Raw genomic sequence first — 14586 nt, forward strand, 5'->3', positions numbered from 1 at the left:
CAACCGATGGTGCGCGGGAGGTGGCCTGTCCCACTGAATGAAACGTCCGCCGCCCTGCCCTGCCCGACGGGGCAGGGTTATCAGCAACCTTCCATTCCGGGGGAGGTTCCACCATGCGCGAGGAGCGTCACTGGTCAGATTGGCGCTGCCGGGTTCCAACAGCCGTCCGCCTCCGACGAGAAAGGACGTCATGACGAATCAGACGCCAGAAACCCAGACGACGATTTCGGACGAGATCGCGGCGCTGCATGCTGAGCACGCTGCACGGGCGCACAGCGCCGGACGTCCGCTCGCGCCGCACCCGCCGCGCAACTTCGCACCGTATCGCAGCACCGTTCTTCGGCATCCGACCCACGAACTCGTGCGAGCGGACCCGGAGGAAATCGAACTGGTGTCACCCGCCTTCGGCCACACGGATGTGGCCGCGGAGGAGAACGACCTCACGATCCAGCACCCGGGCGAACCGCTCGGCGAACGCATCATTGTGACCGGCCGTGTGATGGACGGAGACGGTCGCCCGGTGCGGAACCAGCTCGTCGAGATCTGGCAGGCGAATGCGTCGGGGCGTTACGTGCACAAGCGCGACCAGCATCCGGCTCCCCTCGACCCGAACTTCACCGGGGTCGGGCGGCTGATCACGGGTGACAACGGCGAATACCGGCTCACGACCATCAAGCCGGGCGCCTACCCCTGGAAGAACCACCGCAATGCCTGGCGGCCGGCGCACATCCACTTCTCGTTCTTCGGTTCCGCGTTCACGCAGCGACTGATCACCCAGATGTACTTCCCCGGTGACCCGTTGTTCGGCCTGGACCCGATCTACCAGTCCATCGTCGATCCCGCCGCGAGGGACCGCCTCGTCGCGCGCTACGACCATGACGTCAGCGAACCGGAGTGGGCGATCGGCTACCGCTGGGACGTGGTCCTCACCGGGCCACGATCAACCTGGATGGAACCGGAGGATTCTGATCATGCCTGAAACAACACCAGGTCAGACGCCGTCACAGACGGTTGGCCCCTTCTTCGGCTACGCCCTGCCGTACCCCGGGGGTCCGCAGGTCGCAGCCCCGTGGCACGCCGACGGCATCCGCTTTCACGGAACCGTCTTCGACGGCGCGGGTGAACCCATTCCCGACGCCATCGTCGAAATCTGGCATGCGGATGCCTCGGGGCAGGTGATTTCCGAGCGAGGGAGTCTCGATCGGGACGGCTACACAGTGACGGGATTCGGCCGCGCCGCCGTCGACAGGGCGGGCAACTACAGCTTCTCGACAATCAAACCGGGTCCAACCCGGCCGGATGCCGCGCCCTATGTCCTCGTCACAGTCTTTGCCCGCGGGCTCACCCACCACTTGTTTACCCGCGCGTACTTCGGAGATGAGGCCGGACGCAACGACGCTGACCCGTTCCTGGGCCGCGTGGATCCGGCGCGTCGGGGCACGCTGATCGCGGCTCAGGATGCCGAGAGGAGCTACCGTTTCGATATACGACTGCAGGGCGACGGCGAAACCGTCTTCCTGAATTTCGATGCGGAGATTCATGGCTGAGCGTCCGAATGTGGCGGCGACCGACTGGGGGCTGCTTGAACCCCTCGCCGTAACCGCTGCGGTCACATCGGATGACGCCGTCCTCCAAGCGCTCGTCGACGTGGAGCGCGCACTGGTTCTGGCGCGTGGCCACGTTCTCGGTGAAGACCTCAGCGAGGTGTCCCAGGCGCTGCAGAGCGCGAAGCTCGATCGGGCCGAGCTGATTGCCGGGAGCCGCGCGGGCGGTGTTCCCGTCATCCCGCTTGTGGTCCAACTTCGCTCACTGGCCGAGTCAGCGGTCCCCGGCTCTGGCGTTCACGTCCATCAGGGCGCGACCAGCCAGGACATCCTCGATACCGCTCTGATGCTCGTCGCGCAGAGGGCTCTGGGCGATGCCCGCGAACGCCTGCGCACCGCGGGCGAGAGCCTCGTCGCTCTCGCTATCGGCGAGCGGTACACACTCTCGATCGGGCGAACGCTGGGGCAGCACGCCGCTCAGAGCACAGTGGGGGTGTCCGTCGCCGGCTGGCTCGACGGCGTCACCGCGGCGATGGGCGCTCTGACCTCGGCCGGTTTCCCGGTGCAGCTCGCTGGTGCCGTTGGCACTGGCGAGGACTTCGATCGCGAGGCAGGCGTGCCGCACACGGCAGACCGGTTGCGCTCGGCGCTGGCTGGCCAGATGGGGCTCGTCGACCCCGAGTGCTCCTGGCACACCGAGCGGAGCCACGTCCTCCGGGTTGCCTCGGCCGCAGCCCTTGTCACAGCAGCCCTCGGACGTATCGGCCGGGACGTGGCATTTCTCGCGCGCACCGAGATCGGCGAAGCATTGCTCGGCGCAACGGGCGGATCCTCGGCGATGCCGCACAAGCGCAACCCGGTTGATGCGGTGCTTCTCACGGCAAACGGGTTGCAGGCGCCGGGGCTGGTGGCGACGGTCCACTCGGCAGCGGTCTCGCAGGATGCCAGACCGGCCGGGGAGTGGCACGCCGAATGGTCGGCATTCCGTGGTCTCCTGAGGCTCGCCCTCGAGAGTTCGGATGCCGCAGCGTCGATGTTCGCACGTCTCAGCTTTGATCGATCAGCGGTCGAGGCGAATCGCCTCCTCAGCCCCGGTCTCGAGCGGGATCCCGCAGCCACTCGCGTCGCATCCGATCGCATCATCGAGTCGGCCATCGGCCGCTTTCGAGCCGTAGAGCGCAAGGAGCAGCGATGACCGTCCCCCGCCTGATCGGCTCGATCACTCCGGCGGCACCCGATGCCACGGCGAGCGAACTCCTCGTGCTGCTGCCGTCGCTCGGCACGACCACCGCGGTGTGGGTCGGCGTCGTCGGGGAACTCACGCGAGACTTGCCTCAGGTCCGCATTCTCCGCGTCGACCTTCCCGGGCACGGCGCGAGTCCCCCGACGCGAGAGTCGTTCAGCATCGCTGACCTTGCTGAGGCGGTGCTCCGGATTGTCGACGAACTGGGCGGCGGTCGGTTCCATGTCGCCGGGCTCTCCCTCGGCGGCACGATCGCCCTCGAGCTCGCCTCGACCCATCCGGAACGGCTGCTGAGTCTTGCGTTGTTCTGCAGCGGTTCCCGCATCGGCGATGCCGAGGGCTGGGCAGAACGTGCAGATCAGGTTCGACGTTCAGGAACGGCATCCCTCGTCACAGGCAGTGCCGCACGCTGGTACGCGCCGGGTTACCTCGAGAACAACCCGAACGGCCAGGGGGCCAGGGGGCTCGGCACTCTTATCGAGGTGGACGACGAGTCATACGCCCTGTGCACGGATGCCCTGGGGCGCTTCGATCGGACGCCCTCGCTCGCAGGCATCGAGGTGGACGCTCTGCTCGTGAGCGGAGAGCACGACCAGGTCACGACCACCGCCTCGATGAGAGCCATGGCCGATGTGATGCCCCGCGCACGTTTCGCGGAGCTGGCCGGCGCATCGCACCTCGCTCCGCTCGAAAAGCCCGCCGAGGCAGCGTCGCTGCTGGTGGGGCTCCTGCGCGCTGCGGGCGACACTTTGTCGGCGACACCGTACGACACAGGAATGGGGGTGCGCCGGGCTGTCCTCGGTGATGCTCACGTGGATGCCGCGCTGAGGGCGATCACTCCGGAGACCGCCGCATTCCAGGACTTCATCACCCGCTACGCCTGGGGTGAGATCTGGGCTCGGACCCAACTGTCCCGCCGCGAGCGGAGCATCGCCACCCTGGCGTCCCTCGTCACCGGGGGGCACGAAGCCGAAATCCGGATGCATGTGCGTGCTGCTTTGCGCAACGGGCTCGGCCGCAGCGACATCGCCGAGGTGATCCTCCACACCGCCCTCTATGCGGGACTGCCTTCGGCCAACGCAGCGCTCGCCATCATGCGCGCGGTGTTCGCCGAGTCGGATGATGACAGCGTCCACGCGTCGGACTAGCTTTCTCGGTTGTGTCCCATTCGGCGAGACAACTCTCCACCCACCTTCCGCTTGGATCCAAAGTCAGAGAGTGATCGCACGCGTGCGCTTCACGACCCCGAACTGTCAGAGAGGTTGACCATGCTCCGTGATCCCATGTCGAGCTGCTGCGAAGGCGTCGCGCCCTCGGGCTCGTCGGCCCTTGCCGGGGCGGAGGCGGTGTGACCCAGAACGAGCCGGAGGACCCGGACCGCTCTGCGGAACCCTCCTACGTGCCCGGGACTGACGAGGCACCGTCCGATCCCGCATTCATCCGGGTGCTGTCCACAGTGGAGATCGCGGTCAGCGTCACGCTGTTCGCCCTCGTCATCATCGGCGTGATGTACCAGGTGCTCGGCCGCTATATTCCCGCGCTGGGCTGGGTGGGTGCCGGCGAACTCGCCCTCATGTCGATGGTGGCACTGACCTTCATGACCACGGGATACCTGGTCGGTCGCAACGGCCACATCGTGATCGAGGTGTTCGATCAGGTGTTGGCCGGCCGAAAACTCTTCGCTGTGCTGCGCATCATTTCCGCCCTGATCATGGTCGTCACCTGCCTGGCGCTGGCATACGAAGCATTCGTGAAACTCGAGGTGGAGTGGCTGCGGACCAGTGCCGCGATGCACATTCCACTCGGGATGCTGTACGCCTTTGCTGTCTTCGGATTCGCGTCTGCAGCAATCCATTCCGCCTGGAAGATTCCTTACGCCAACCGCCCGGAACGCAAACTCGACATTTCAGAGATGGACGGCTGATCGATGGACCTCTGGCTTTACGTACTTCTGCTTGTCGTTTTGCTGTTGCTGCGGGTACCTGTCGCCTTCGCCATGATCGCGCCAAGCCTCGCGTACTTCTACAGTCAGGGTCTCTCGCCCGGCTACGCGATCTCGTCGATTGTCAACGGAATCAACAGCTTTCCGCTGCTCGCCGTCCCCCTCTTTATCTTCGTCGGCACCGTTGCAAACCATCTCGGTATTGCGACGAGGCTCTATGACTTTGCCAAAGCGCTCCTCCCGCGGCTCCCCGGGAACCTGGCGTACGTGAACCTGGGCACTGCCATCGGCTTCTCCTGGATCAGTGGCTCGGCGCTCGCGGATGCCGCGTCCACCAGCAAGATTCAGATCCCGCAGATGCTCAAGGCTGGTTACCCCTACGGGTTCTCGGCCGGTCTGACCGCGTCCGGCTCGCTCATGAGTACCGTCATGCCGCCGAGCATCCCCGCGGTCCTCTTCGCCGCGACCGCCTCGATTTCTACTGGTGCCCTCTTCGCGGGCTCCATCCTGCCCGCTGGCCTGATGGCCGCTGGTCTCGCCGTGTACATCTTCATCTGGGTGAAGATGCACCCGGAGGTGGCGACCAGCCGGCCCTTCGATGGCGCTGCGCTCCGCAGGGCGGTAGTGCGGGTCATCGGCCCGATGCTGTTGCCGGTGATTATTCTGGGCGGCATCTTCAGCGGAATGTTCACCCCTACGGAGAGTGCGGGCATCGCTGCCGCGTACATGCTCGTGCTCGGGGTGTTCTACCGGACGCTGACGTTGCCCGTGTTCTGGCGAGCCGCCAAGGAAACCGTGGTCATCTCGGGAGGCATACTCCTGATCCTCGGAGCGTCGAACCTCATGGGCCAGGTGCTGGCGCGTGAGCAGGTGTCGCGCAACCTGGGCGAGTGGCTGACGGCGCTGACCGACAATCCCATAGTCTTCCTGTTGCTCTTGAACGGGCTCCTCATCCTTCTCGGAATCTTCCTCGAGGCGCCCCCGGTCATCCTCGTGCTGGTGCCGATCCTCATGCCCATCATCGGCGATTTCGGTATCGAGCCCGTCCATCTCGGGGTCATCATGATCCTCAACCTGATGATCGGTTCACTGACACCGCCCGTTGGAGCCGTTCTCTTCGTCGTCGGCTCGATCACCCGAAGGCCGATGGGTGAACTCTTCCGCGGCATCCTGCCCTTCCTCATCCCGCTGGGTGTCGTGCTGCTGTTGCTGACGGTGTTCCCGTGGATCGTGACGATAGTTCCGACCTGGCTCGGTTTGCTGTGATGCACGGGATGTTGGTGAGCGCGTCCATGGCACGCGCGATCGTCGGCCAGACGAACAGAAACGGGGCATCCGTGCTCCTGGAAAGGAACCCGCTGTGACCCGCAAGCTGTACGTCCTGAACGGCCCAAATCTCAACATGCTCGGTCGGAGGCAGCCGGAACTGTATGGCACCACCTCCCTGGATGATGTTCGGACAAACTGCGTCAGGGTCGCCGATGAGCTCGGATTCGAGCTGTTCTTCGAGCAGTCCAACGCCGAGTATCAGATCGTCGAGTGGCTTCACCAGGCGTATCGCGAGAAGGCGGCCGTCGTGATCAACCCGGCAGGGCTCAGCTTCGGTTCTGTGCCTGTGCTTGACGCTCTGCTGATCATGGATACCCCTGTCGTCGAAATCCACATCACCAACATTCATGGCCGCGACGAGGCCCATCGGCATTCGCTCACATCAACCGCGGCGCGCGCGGTGATCGCGGGCGCTGGCGTGTTCGGGTATGAACTCGCCATCCGTGCGGCAGACCGGCTGACAGCGGTCGACGGCGCCTGAGTCTGCACCGCGAGCGGCTGGCATTACCGCCCTGGCGACGGGCGGCGCTATGCGCCCTGGCGCGCAGCTCTGAACTGCGCCACGTCAACCGTCTCGTGACGCTCAGCTGCCAACGCCGACGCCTCGACCAGGGCGAGCGTTCGCGACGCATCCTCCGCAGAAACCAGCGGCTCAGCGCCCCTGACCACCTCGACAAAGTGCGTGAGCTGGGCGTGGAATGAAACGTGCGGGGCTGCGTGAAGGTAAGTGCGGGAGAGGGGTGAATGCCAGTCGGCGGCGACACCGGCCGCATACGAGTACCTGGCGAGATTCGGTACGGACAGCGCGCCGGTCGTGCCAACCAGCTGGTAGGCGACCCCATCGGGCAGGAAGGGGAATTCGGCGGTGTCCTCTGTTGATTGATCCCAGCCCCACGGAGAGACGCCGGCATCAGAGGCGAGGAAACTGCCGAGGGCACCATTGGTGAACCGCAGGTTCACCACGACAGTGTCTTCGACCTCGTGACCGCGGATGTGCGAACTCGTGATCGCCTGGACAGCGCTCACTTCCCCGCACAGGTACCGCAGCAGATCGAGGTCATGCACGAGATTGATGAGCATCACGCCCGCCCCACTCTCGCGGTGCCACGGCGCATCGGTGAAGTAGCTCGCTTCCTTCCGCGCGGACCAGATGCCGTTAACGCCGACGAGCTGCCCGATTTCGCCATCGTCGAGGGCTGAGCGGGCGCGAGCGACCGCGGGATGGTGCCGCCGGTGGTGCCCAACGAGTAGCCGGCCGTCGAGGCGTTCAACCGCATCGACGAGCCGAAGGGACTCTGCATAGTTCACGGCGACGGGCTTCTCGAGCAGCACGGCAACACCCTCGGAGAGACATTGAATCGCTGTCTCGACGTGAAGCGTGTTCGGATTCGCGATGATGACGGCATCGAGCGACTCGGCTTTGAGCATGGCGCGCGCGTCCGCGTACATCGGGCACCCGAATGCCCCATCGGTCAGCAGCGGATCGGCGACAGCCGTCAATTCGGTGTTCGCTCGACGGCGAATGAACTCGACGTGCTGGCGTCCCATGAACCCGGCACCAACAACGCCGATGCGAACTGGGTCAGACACCGCAGGCGGCACGAACACTCCTCTGTCATTGTCAATTCGGCCGGTCTCGCACAGCGTATGCCAGCATGAGTCGTCATGTGCGACATGTTCCACTCACCGGCGCTGTGTGGGCTTTCACCGCCGCCGGCGCCGTGTTCCATTCGCCGGGACGTCGCTTTACGTATGGACCCGGCTGGACGAAAGTCGGCATTGCCACAGGGCCGCTTCATTGGCTGCGTGGTCGACGATGTCCTCAGCGTCACGGGGCTCGTCGATCCAACGCCATTGCGTCCGACCCCGAACGGACCATTACCCAGAGCACGAAGACGTGCCGAAAAAGAGGAGAGTCACATGGGCACAGCAGCCCGATCGACGCGTCGAGGCCTGATGGCCGCGTCCGTGCTCGCAGTCACAACGCTCGCCGTCACCGGCTGCGCCGGCGGCGGCACCCCGGAAAGCACCACCGAAGCGACCGGTTCGGAGAACGAAGCGGTCACGATCACCGTTGCAACCAGCCAGAACGAGCAGACACCGAACTACTACTGCGGGGTCGAACTGCTGAAGGAACGGCTCGAAGACGCGGATATCGGACTGACCGTTGAGCTGTACCCGGCGAGCCAGCTCGGGCCAGACGCCGACCGGTTCCCGCTCGTCCAGGCCGGCGACATCGACATCGACCTGCAGGGTGCCTCTGCACTCAGCTCTACTTTCGAGCCGATCGGCGTCGTCGATGCGGCGTACGCGTTTGATGACGTCGACCACGCCTTCGACTGGACCGATAACGGGTCGGAGGACCTGTTCTCGTCGTTCCAGGAGGCAACAGGCGTCAGCATCGTTGACGGGTGGTACTTCGGTAACCGCACATTCACCACGAAGGATATTGAGATCCGCAGCCCAGAGGACCTCGCCGGAGTTCCGATCCGTTTCCCGAACTCACCGGCCTTCCTCGCGAACGCCGAGGCTCTTGGAGTGGACAACCCCGTCTCGGTAGCTGTTGAAGAGGTTTACACGGCGCTCCAGCAGGGGATCGCCGTCGGCCAGGAGAACCCGATCGTCGCAACCCGCTCATCAAGCTACGACGAGGTGTTGAACGTTGCTGTTCTCAACAACCACAACATCGGCATCCACTGGATCCTCGTCAGCGACAAGACCTACGAGAAGATGAGTGAGGAGCAGGCCGCGCTGCTCGAGGAGACCATCCACGAGATCCGCCCCGAGAACCGCGACTGCGTTGACGAGGCGACCGAAGAGATCCTCGACGAGTGGCGGGCTGACGACAACTTCACGGTGATCGAGACTGAGGATATCGACATGGACGCATTCATCAGCGAATCCGAGTCCTACTTCGGGAACTACTTCTCCGGAGAGACCCTCGAAGCGTATGAGGCAATTCGGGAGATGGCCGACTAAGCCGGACTCCGGCGGCGGATGCTGGACCGCCAGCGAACTGGGTGGCTGCACATCGCAGCCACCCAGTTTTCGTTTGTCCGGTGTCAGCGGCCGGTTCCGAGGCGGCGGCTCACGTTCGCGGCTGTAGCGCGAACCGCGGGAACCAGCCGGTCGATGTCCAGTTCCTCGACTGACCCGGCGATGGAAACCGCGGCGACAGGAACGGAGCCGTAGCCGAGGACAGGACTCGCTACGCCGGCGCTGTCACTTGCGTACTCTTCGAGCTCAGTCGCTGTCCGGGTTTTCCGTGTCTCCGTGAGTTCCCTGAGGAATAGAGCCGGATCGCAGATTGTGCGAGGTGTGAACGGCTGGAGTCCATCGCGCATCACTTCCGCAACCACGGCCTGCGACGCGAAGGCGAGCATCGCTTTGCCCGGCGCCGTCGCGTGAGCCGGACGTCGCGCCCCGATCCGCTCCATCGGGTGGGCGCTGTGCGCCCCGCGGATCACCGCAACGAACACGACATCTGTTCTGTCCAGCACCGTCAGCTGGACGTTCCGCCCGGTGGCCAGCCTCAGGTCGTTCAATAGTGGGAGCGCGATTTCCCGGAGCTTCCGCGGTCTGCTGACCGTCTGCCCGAGCTCGAAGAGCCGGACACCCAGGAACAGTTTGCTTCCCTCTCGGTCGAGAAATCGCTGGCTGACAAGCTCGGCCACGATCCTCGACACCGTCGACTTCGGAAGGTTGGCGCGCCGGGCAAGCTCGGAAACACCCATGCCGTCACCGTGTTCCCCGAATGCGTCAAAGATTGCGGTGACGCGATCGAGGACGCTCACGGTCGAGGTCCAGTCGGCGTTTCGCATGGGACGTCAGGCCGCCGTGAGCCGACGGGTCAGTGCCACACCAGCGGCCCGTACCAGCGGCGCGACCTGCTCCGGATCCATTGCCCCGCTCGGTCCCGCGATCGAGATCGCGCCAAGGACAACCCGGTCAGCAGAGATTACGGGTGTCGCAACAGCGAGAATTCCCGGATACGCCACCCCTCTGTCCGTGGCTACGACGGTCGCGCGCACCTGACTCAGTTCCTCTCTGAACTGATCGGCGGCGCCGTCGATGAGCGGGGCTGTTGCCCGGTCCACAACAGCGCTGTCCGCACAAAACGCCAGATAGGCCTTCCCGCTGGCGGTCTTGACAGCTGGCGATCGCATCCCAGCCCTCGTCGGCAACATGGGGAGCCGCCCGGCCACCGCAGCCAGTGAGATCATGTCGGTGCCCTGATACACCCAGAGGCCGACGCGTTCACCGGTGAGCTCAACAAGCTCCCGAATCACGGGTGCGGCGGCTGCGAGCAGCCGGCGGGGGAGACCGGCGCGTGCGCCAAGCTCAAAGAGCCGGAGGCCCAGCGTTACCCCCTCCTCGGTGCGCTCGAGATAACGTTGCTCCACCAGTTCCGCGACCAGACGGGACACCGTGGATTTCGGCATGCCGGTCAGCTCGGCCAATCCGGTGATGGACGGGCTGGAATCAGCTTCCTTGACGGCGTTGAGAATCGCGACGATGCGTTCGAGCACCGGCGCTGACGTACTGCCGGACCCCGCTGGGGTGTTCCACTCGGCGAAACTCATCATTGAACGTCTCCTTAGAGCGGGTTAGATCATCCTTGACCGCCTGCTGCGGTCGAACGTACTAGTTAGTACCTTTTTCCGCAAGCAATTCTGAGAGTCGCTCGGGCCACGCTCCCGGTGCCCGCTGGAGGCAACATGCGAACATCGATCGCCACCGTCTGCCTCAGCGGCACGCTCGACCAGAAGCTCGCTGCGGCCAGCGAAGCCGGGTTCGACGGCGTGGAGATATTCGAGCCTGATCTCATCGCGTCGCCCGACTCTCCCGAGGCCATCAGGGCGCGAGCCGCCGAGCTCGGGCTGTCGCTCGACCTCTATCAGCCGTTTCGGGATTTTGAAGGGGTGGGACCTGACCTGCTCGAGCACAACCTGCGACGAGCCGGCGCGAAGTTCACGCTCATGAATCGTCTCGGCATCGAGACGATGCTGTTGTGCAGCAATGTCGGGACAGCGCGGAGCGGTGATGAGCAGCTCGCGGCCACGCAGTTGCGCGTGCTCGGGGAGCTCGCGGAACACTTTGGTGTGCGCGTTGCGTATGAGGCGCTGGCCTGGGGGCGGTTCGTCGACGATTATGAGCAGGCCGCCCGGATCGTGCGCCTCGCGGATCACCCGCGGGTCGGGGTGTGCCTCGACAGTTTCCACATCCTGTCGCGAGGGCACGACCCGCAGGCTATTGAGACGATTCCTGCCGACAAGATCTTCTTCGTCCAGTTGGCCGACGCACCGATCCTGTCCATGGACGTGCTTTCGTGGAGCCGACACCACAGGCTCTTCCCCGGTGAGGGCGGGTTCGACCTCGCCGCATTCATGGGGCACCTGGTGAGGACGGGGTACGACGGGCCGATCTCGCTCGAGATCTTCAACGACACGTTCCGCCAGTCGGACGCCGCGTCGACAGCCGTCGATGCCCGACGCTCGTTGCGATTGCTCGAGGACGAAACCCGGGCCTGGCTTGGGCGGTCATCACGCGGACGCACCGAGCAAATGACGGCAAGGCCTCTCCCGGTCGTCGAGCCCCCAGCCGATATCAACTATGTGGAGTTGCGCACCGATGCGATGGACGAGATGCGCACACTTCTCGCGCAGCTCGGTTTCGCTGCGCACGGCCGTCACCGTACGAAGAACGTCGAGCTTTGGTCGCAGGGCGCCGCGCGAATGGTGCTCGGCAGGCCTGAATCGCAACCGCCGCCACCGACCGTCGCGGGAATTGGATTATCCGTCAGTGATCCGGATGCTGCGCTCCGGCGGGCAACTGATTTGTTCGCACCCGAGATCCACCGATGGGAGGGGCCGGGTGACGAGTCGCTCGTCGGGGTGAGGGCGCCGGATGGATCGGAGGTCTTTTTCGGCCTGGAGGGCAGCTCGGAACCGAAGTGGGTTCGGGAGTTCCCTGTCCCCAACCGGCCGGGGGCTGAGCTCATCGAGCGGGTTGACCACATCAATCTCGCTCAACCATGGCAGCACTTCGATGCCGGGGTACTTTTCTTCCACTCGGTGCTTGACCTGCGTTCGCAGCCGTCGATGGAAGTGGCCGCACCGGTGGGCCTCGTGCGCAGCCAGGTGCTTCGCGCGGCGGACGGTGTCGTGCGCATCGCGCTCAACCTGGTGCCGTCCGGCGCGCACGACGATGCGATCCTTCCGCAGCACATTGCCTTCGCTTCTACCGATGTTCTCGCTCTGGCGCGCCAGGCGCGAGAACGAGGGTTCCACCCTCTCGACATCCCGGCCAATTACTACGACGACATCGAGGCTCGGTACGACATGGACGCATCGCTGCTCACAGAGCTCAAAGAACTCAACGTCATGTACGACCGTGACGAGGCCGGGGAGTTCCTCCACTTCTATACCCAGGCGATCGGGACTGTCTTTCTCGAGGTGGTCGAGCGTCGCGAGGGTTATGAGGGGTACGGAGCGCTCAACGCGCCCGTCCGTCTCGCCGCCCAGTATCAGCAGCGCCGTGAAGCGGAAGGTGTTCCGGCGTGATCCGCCACGTCGCCGTTTTCCGGTTCGTGCCGGAGTTCACCGCAGACGAACGGGAACACTGGATGGCTCTGCTGCGCGCTCTGCCCGCGCAGATCCCCTCGCTGCGAAGCATGAGCGTCGGTGTTGACCTGCTCGGCGGTGCGTCATCCCACGACCTTGCGATCGTCGCGGATTTCGATGACCTTGACGGACTTGACTCGTACACTCGTCATCCGGCGCACGCTGAAGTTCTCAGAATCTCCGCCGGCGTCAAGGCTTCGCTCGCCACAGTCGACTTTGAAATCCCGGAAAGCTGATGGACACCCGGCGGCCCGCCAGGCCCGGGCAGGCCAGTGGCGGCTACCTCGTTGGATTGATCGGTGCTGGAATTTCGGCGTCGTTTACCCCCCGGCTGCACGAGGTCGAGGCCGCGGCACTCGGTCTCGACTACGAATACCGGATTCTTGACCTCATCGCGCTTGGCAAGCAGGCGGAGGACGTTGGGCCGATGCTCGCCGATGCACGCAGCCGCAATTTCTCGGCAATGAATATCACCCACCCCTGCAAGCAGCTGGTGCTCGATGTCGTCGACGAGCTGGACCCGAGGGCAGAACAGCTGGGCGCGGTCAATCTCGTCGTTTTCGAGGACGAGAAACTGGTCGGCTACAACACCGACTGGATCGGTTACCGCGACGGCCTGGTCGCTGGGCTGCCTGGCGCGTCGCTCGAGCGTGTTGTGCAGATCGGCTGTGGCGGTGCGGGAGCGGCGACCGCCTATGCGCTCCTCTCGAGCGGTGTCACACGGCTCGACCTGTTCGACGTCGACGGGGCCCGCGCGAAGGACATCGCGGAGCGCATGCGCTCCCACTTCCCGTCGCAGATCATCGAAACTGTCCCGCACCACGATCTCGAGGTGATGATCACCAGAGCCGACGGAGTGGTCCACGCGACCCCGATGGGGATGCTCCATCATCCGGGTGTGGCGTTCGACGTCGATCTCCTCCGCGACGGCGCATGGGTTTCAGACGTTGTCTACCGCCCCCTGGAGACGGATCTCATCCGCCGGGCGGTCGAGCGGGGTCATCCGGTGCTCGATGGAGGCCGAATGGCCGTCGGACAGGCCTACGCTAGCCTTCAGATCATCACGGGCCACGAGCCCAACCGGGAAAGGATGGAGGAGCACTTTCGCTCCCTCATTCGACAAGAAGCACCCTCGGGTCCGCCCGCCGGAGGGTGAAGAAGGCAGAACATGGCTGAGGAGTTGCGCGAGGGTCAGGACGGCGGGTCGACGCTGCGCGCTGAGCGGACGAAGGAAGACATTCTCCACGTTGCGACGGCAGAGTTCGCGGCGAACGGGTACGCCGGGGCGCGAGTCGACGAGATCGCCGCGCGGACCCGAACGACCAAGCGAATGATCTACTACTACTTCGCCTCCAAGGAAGGACTGTACCTTCGGGTGCTGGAGCGCGTGTACGCCCAGATTCGGCAGGTGGAGCGCGGGGTACAAATCGATGAGCTCACGCCGGGAGAGGCGTTGCGCAAACTGGCTGAAGCGACGTTCGACCACCACACGACGCATGAAGAGTTCATCCAGCTCGTCAGCATCGAGAACATCCACCGCGCTGAGCATCTCCTGCAGTCACCGACGATTCTCCGGGAGAACGCCACAGCTATCACCGTGCTCGAGAGCGTCATCCGGCGTGGGGTCAGCGAAGGTGTCTTCCGTGACGACGTCGACGCGCTCGACGTGCACATGATCATCAGTGCATACGCGTGCTTCCACGTCGCCAACCGGCACACGTTCGCGGCGATCTTCGACCGCGACATGCTCGACCCGGGCCTTCGAGCACCCCATCGGCGCCTCATCGGCGACATGGTCGTGTCCACCATGACGTCGGAGCAGGTCTGACCGCCGCTGTTCCACTGAATGGAATGCGAGGTACGGCGAGGAAGACGACGGTAGAGGATGGGCTTCAACCCTCCGAC

The 14586-nt window shown here is 64.6% G+C and carries 15 protein-coding genes; 12 read left to right on the top strand and 3 right to left on the bottom strand.

Features of this window, described 5'->3' with window-relative positions:
• The first annotated feature begins 190 nt into the window (after positions 1-190).
• The 7 genes from pcaH (at position 191) to AC1C2N_RS00315 (ending at position 6539) form a co-directional block, all read left to right on the top strand.
• Positions 191-979 (top strand): protocatechuate 3,4-dioxygenase subunit beta, encoded by a 789-nt coding sequence (pcaH, locus tag AC1C2N_RS00285; protein WP_495432424.1) that lies wholly within the window; start codon positions 191-193, stop codon positions 977-979.
• Positions 972-1547 (top strand): protocatechuate 3,4-dioxygenase subunit alpha, encoded by a 576-nt coding sequence (pcaG, locus tag AC1C2N_RS00290; protein ID WP_495432425.1) that lies wholly within the window; start codon positions 972-974, stop codon positions 1545-1547. Before pcaH ends, pcaG begins: the two co-directional genes overlap by 8 nt.
• On the top strand, positions 1540-2739 hold the full coding sequence (locus AC1C2N_RS00295; RefSeq protein ID WP_495432426.1) for a lyase family protein: 1200 nt from the start codon (positions 1540-1542) through the stop codon (positions 2737-2739). Before pcaG ends, AC1C2N_RS00295 begins: the two co-directional genes overlap by 8 nt.
• A complete protein-coding gene (gene pcaDC, locus AC1C2N_RS00300) occupies positions 2736-3935 on the top strand; it encodes a bifunctional 3-oxoadipate enol-lactonase/4-carboxymuconolactone decarboxylase PcaDC (RefSeq protein ID WP_495432427.1) in 1200 nt (399 codons plus the stop codon). The genes AC1C2N_RS00295 and pcaDC overlap by 4 nt, the downstream gene beginning before the upstream one ends.
• A 200-nt stretch (positions 3936-4135) precedes the next feature.
• Complete coding sequence (locus tag AC1C2N_RS00305) at positions 4136-4711, top strand: TRAP transporter small permease (RefSeq protein ID WP_483405043.1); 576 nt, start codon at positions 4136-4138, stop codon at positions 4709-4711.
• A 3-nt stretch (positions 4712-4714) separates the two neighbouring features.
• Positions 4715-5995, top strand: a complete 1281-nt coding sequence (locus tag AC1C2N_RS00310; RefSeq protein ID WP_483405044.1) for a TRAP transporter large permease — start codon at positions 4715-4717, stop codon at positions 5993-5995.
• 94 nt (positions 5996-6089) lie between these two features.
• The gene (locus AC1C2N_RS00315; protein WP_495432428.1) at positions 6090-6539 is read left to right on the top strand and encodes a type II 3-dehydroquinate dehydratase; all 450 of its coding nucleotides are present in this window, start codon (positions 6090-6092) and stop codon (positions 6537-6539) included.
• Positions 6540-6586: 47 nt separating this feature from the next.
• On the opposite strand, the gene AC1C2N_RS00320 is transcribed toward AC1C2N_RS00315, so the two are convergent.
• On the bottom strand, positions 6587-7648 hold the full coding sequence (locus tag AC1C2N_RS00320) for a Gfo/Idh/MocA family protein (RefSeq protein ID WP_495432429.1): 1062 nt from the start codon (positions 7646-7648) through the stop codon (positions 6587-6589).
• A gap of 330 nt (positions 7649-7978) precedes the next feature.
• On the opposite strand from AC1C2N_RS00320, the gene dctP reads away from it, so the two are divergent.
• A complete protein-coding gene (dctP, locus tag AC1C2N_RS00325; protein WP_483405047.1) occupies positions 7979-9037 on the top strand; it encodes a TRAP transporter substrate-binding protein DctP in 1059 nt (352 codons plus the stop codon).
• A gap of 83 nt (positions 9038-9120) precedes the next feature.
• Here the strand turns inward: dctP and AC1C2N_RS00330 are convergent, their stop codons facing one another.
• On the bottom strand, positions 9121-9879 hold the full coding sequence (locus tag AC1C2N_RS00330) for an IclR family transcriptional regulator (RefSeq protein ID WP_495432430.1): 759 nt from the start codon (positions 9877-9879) through the stop codon (positions 9121-9123).
• A gap of 6 nt (positions 9880-9885) precedes the next feature.
• Positions 9886-10644, bottom strand: a complete 759-nt coding sequence (locus AC1C2N_RS00335; RefSeq protein ID WP_483405049.1) for an IclR family transcriptional regulator — start codon at positions 10642-10644, stop codon at positions 9886-9888.
• 132 nt (positions 10645-10776) lie between these two features.
• On the opposite strand from AC1C2N_RS00335, the gene AC1C2N_RS00340 reads away from it, so the two are divergent.
• The 4 genes from AC1C2N_RS00340 to AC1C2N_RS00355 are packed head-to-tail and all read left to right on the top strand — an operon-like array spanning position 10777 to position 14509.
• Positions 10777-12621, top strand: a complete 1845-nt coding sequence (locus AC1C2N_RS00340) for a bifunctional sugar phosphate isomerase/epimerase/4-hydroxyphenylpyruvate dioxygenase family protein (protein ID WP_495432431.1) — start codon at positions 10777-10779, stop codon at positions 12619-12621.
• Positions 12618-12917: a Dabb family protein gene (locus AC1C2N_RS00345; protein ID WP_495432432.1), complete on the top strand. Its 300-nt coding sequence runs from the start codon at positions 12618-12620 to the stop codon at positions 12915-12917. Before AC1C2N_RS00340 ends, AC1C2N_RS00345 begins: the two co-directional genes overlap by 4 nt.
• Positions 12917-13837 carry a shikimate dehydrogenase gene (locus AC1C2N_RS00350; protein ID WP_495432433.1) on the top strand — a complete coding sequence of 307 codons (921 nt, stop codon included), beginning with the start codon at positions 12917-12919 and terminating at the stop codon, positions 13835-13837. The genes AC1C2N_RS00345 and AC1C2N_RS00350 overlap by 1 nt, the downstream gene beginning before the upstream one ends.
• Before the next feature lie 12 nt (positions 13838-13849).
• The gene (locus tag AC1C2N_RS00355) at positions 13850-14509 is read left to right on the top strand and encodes a TetR family transcriptional regulator (RefSeq protein ID WP_483405053.1); all 660 of its coding nucleotides are present in this window, start codon (positions 13850-13852) and stop codon (positions 14507-14509) included.
• Positions 14510-14586: the final 77 nt, after the last annotated feature.

This window comes from Mycetocola sp. Y791 (genome assembly GCF_059445325.1).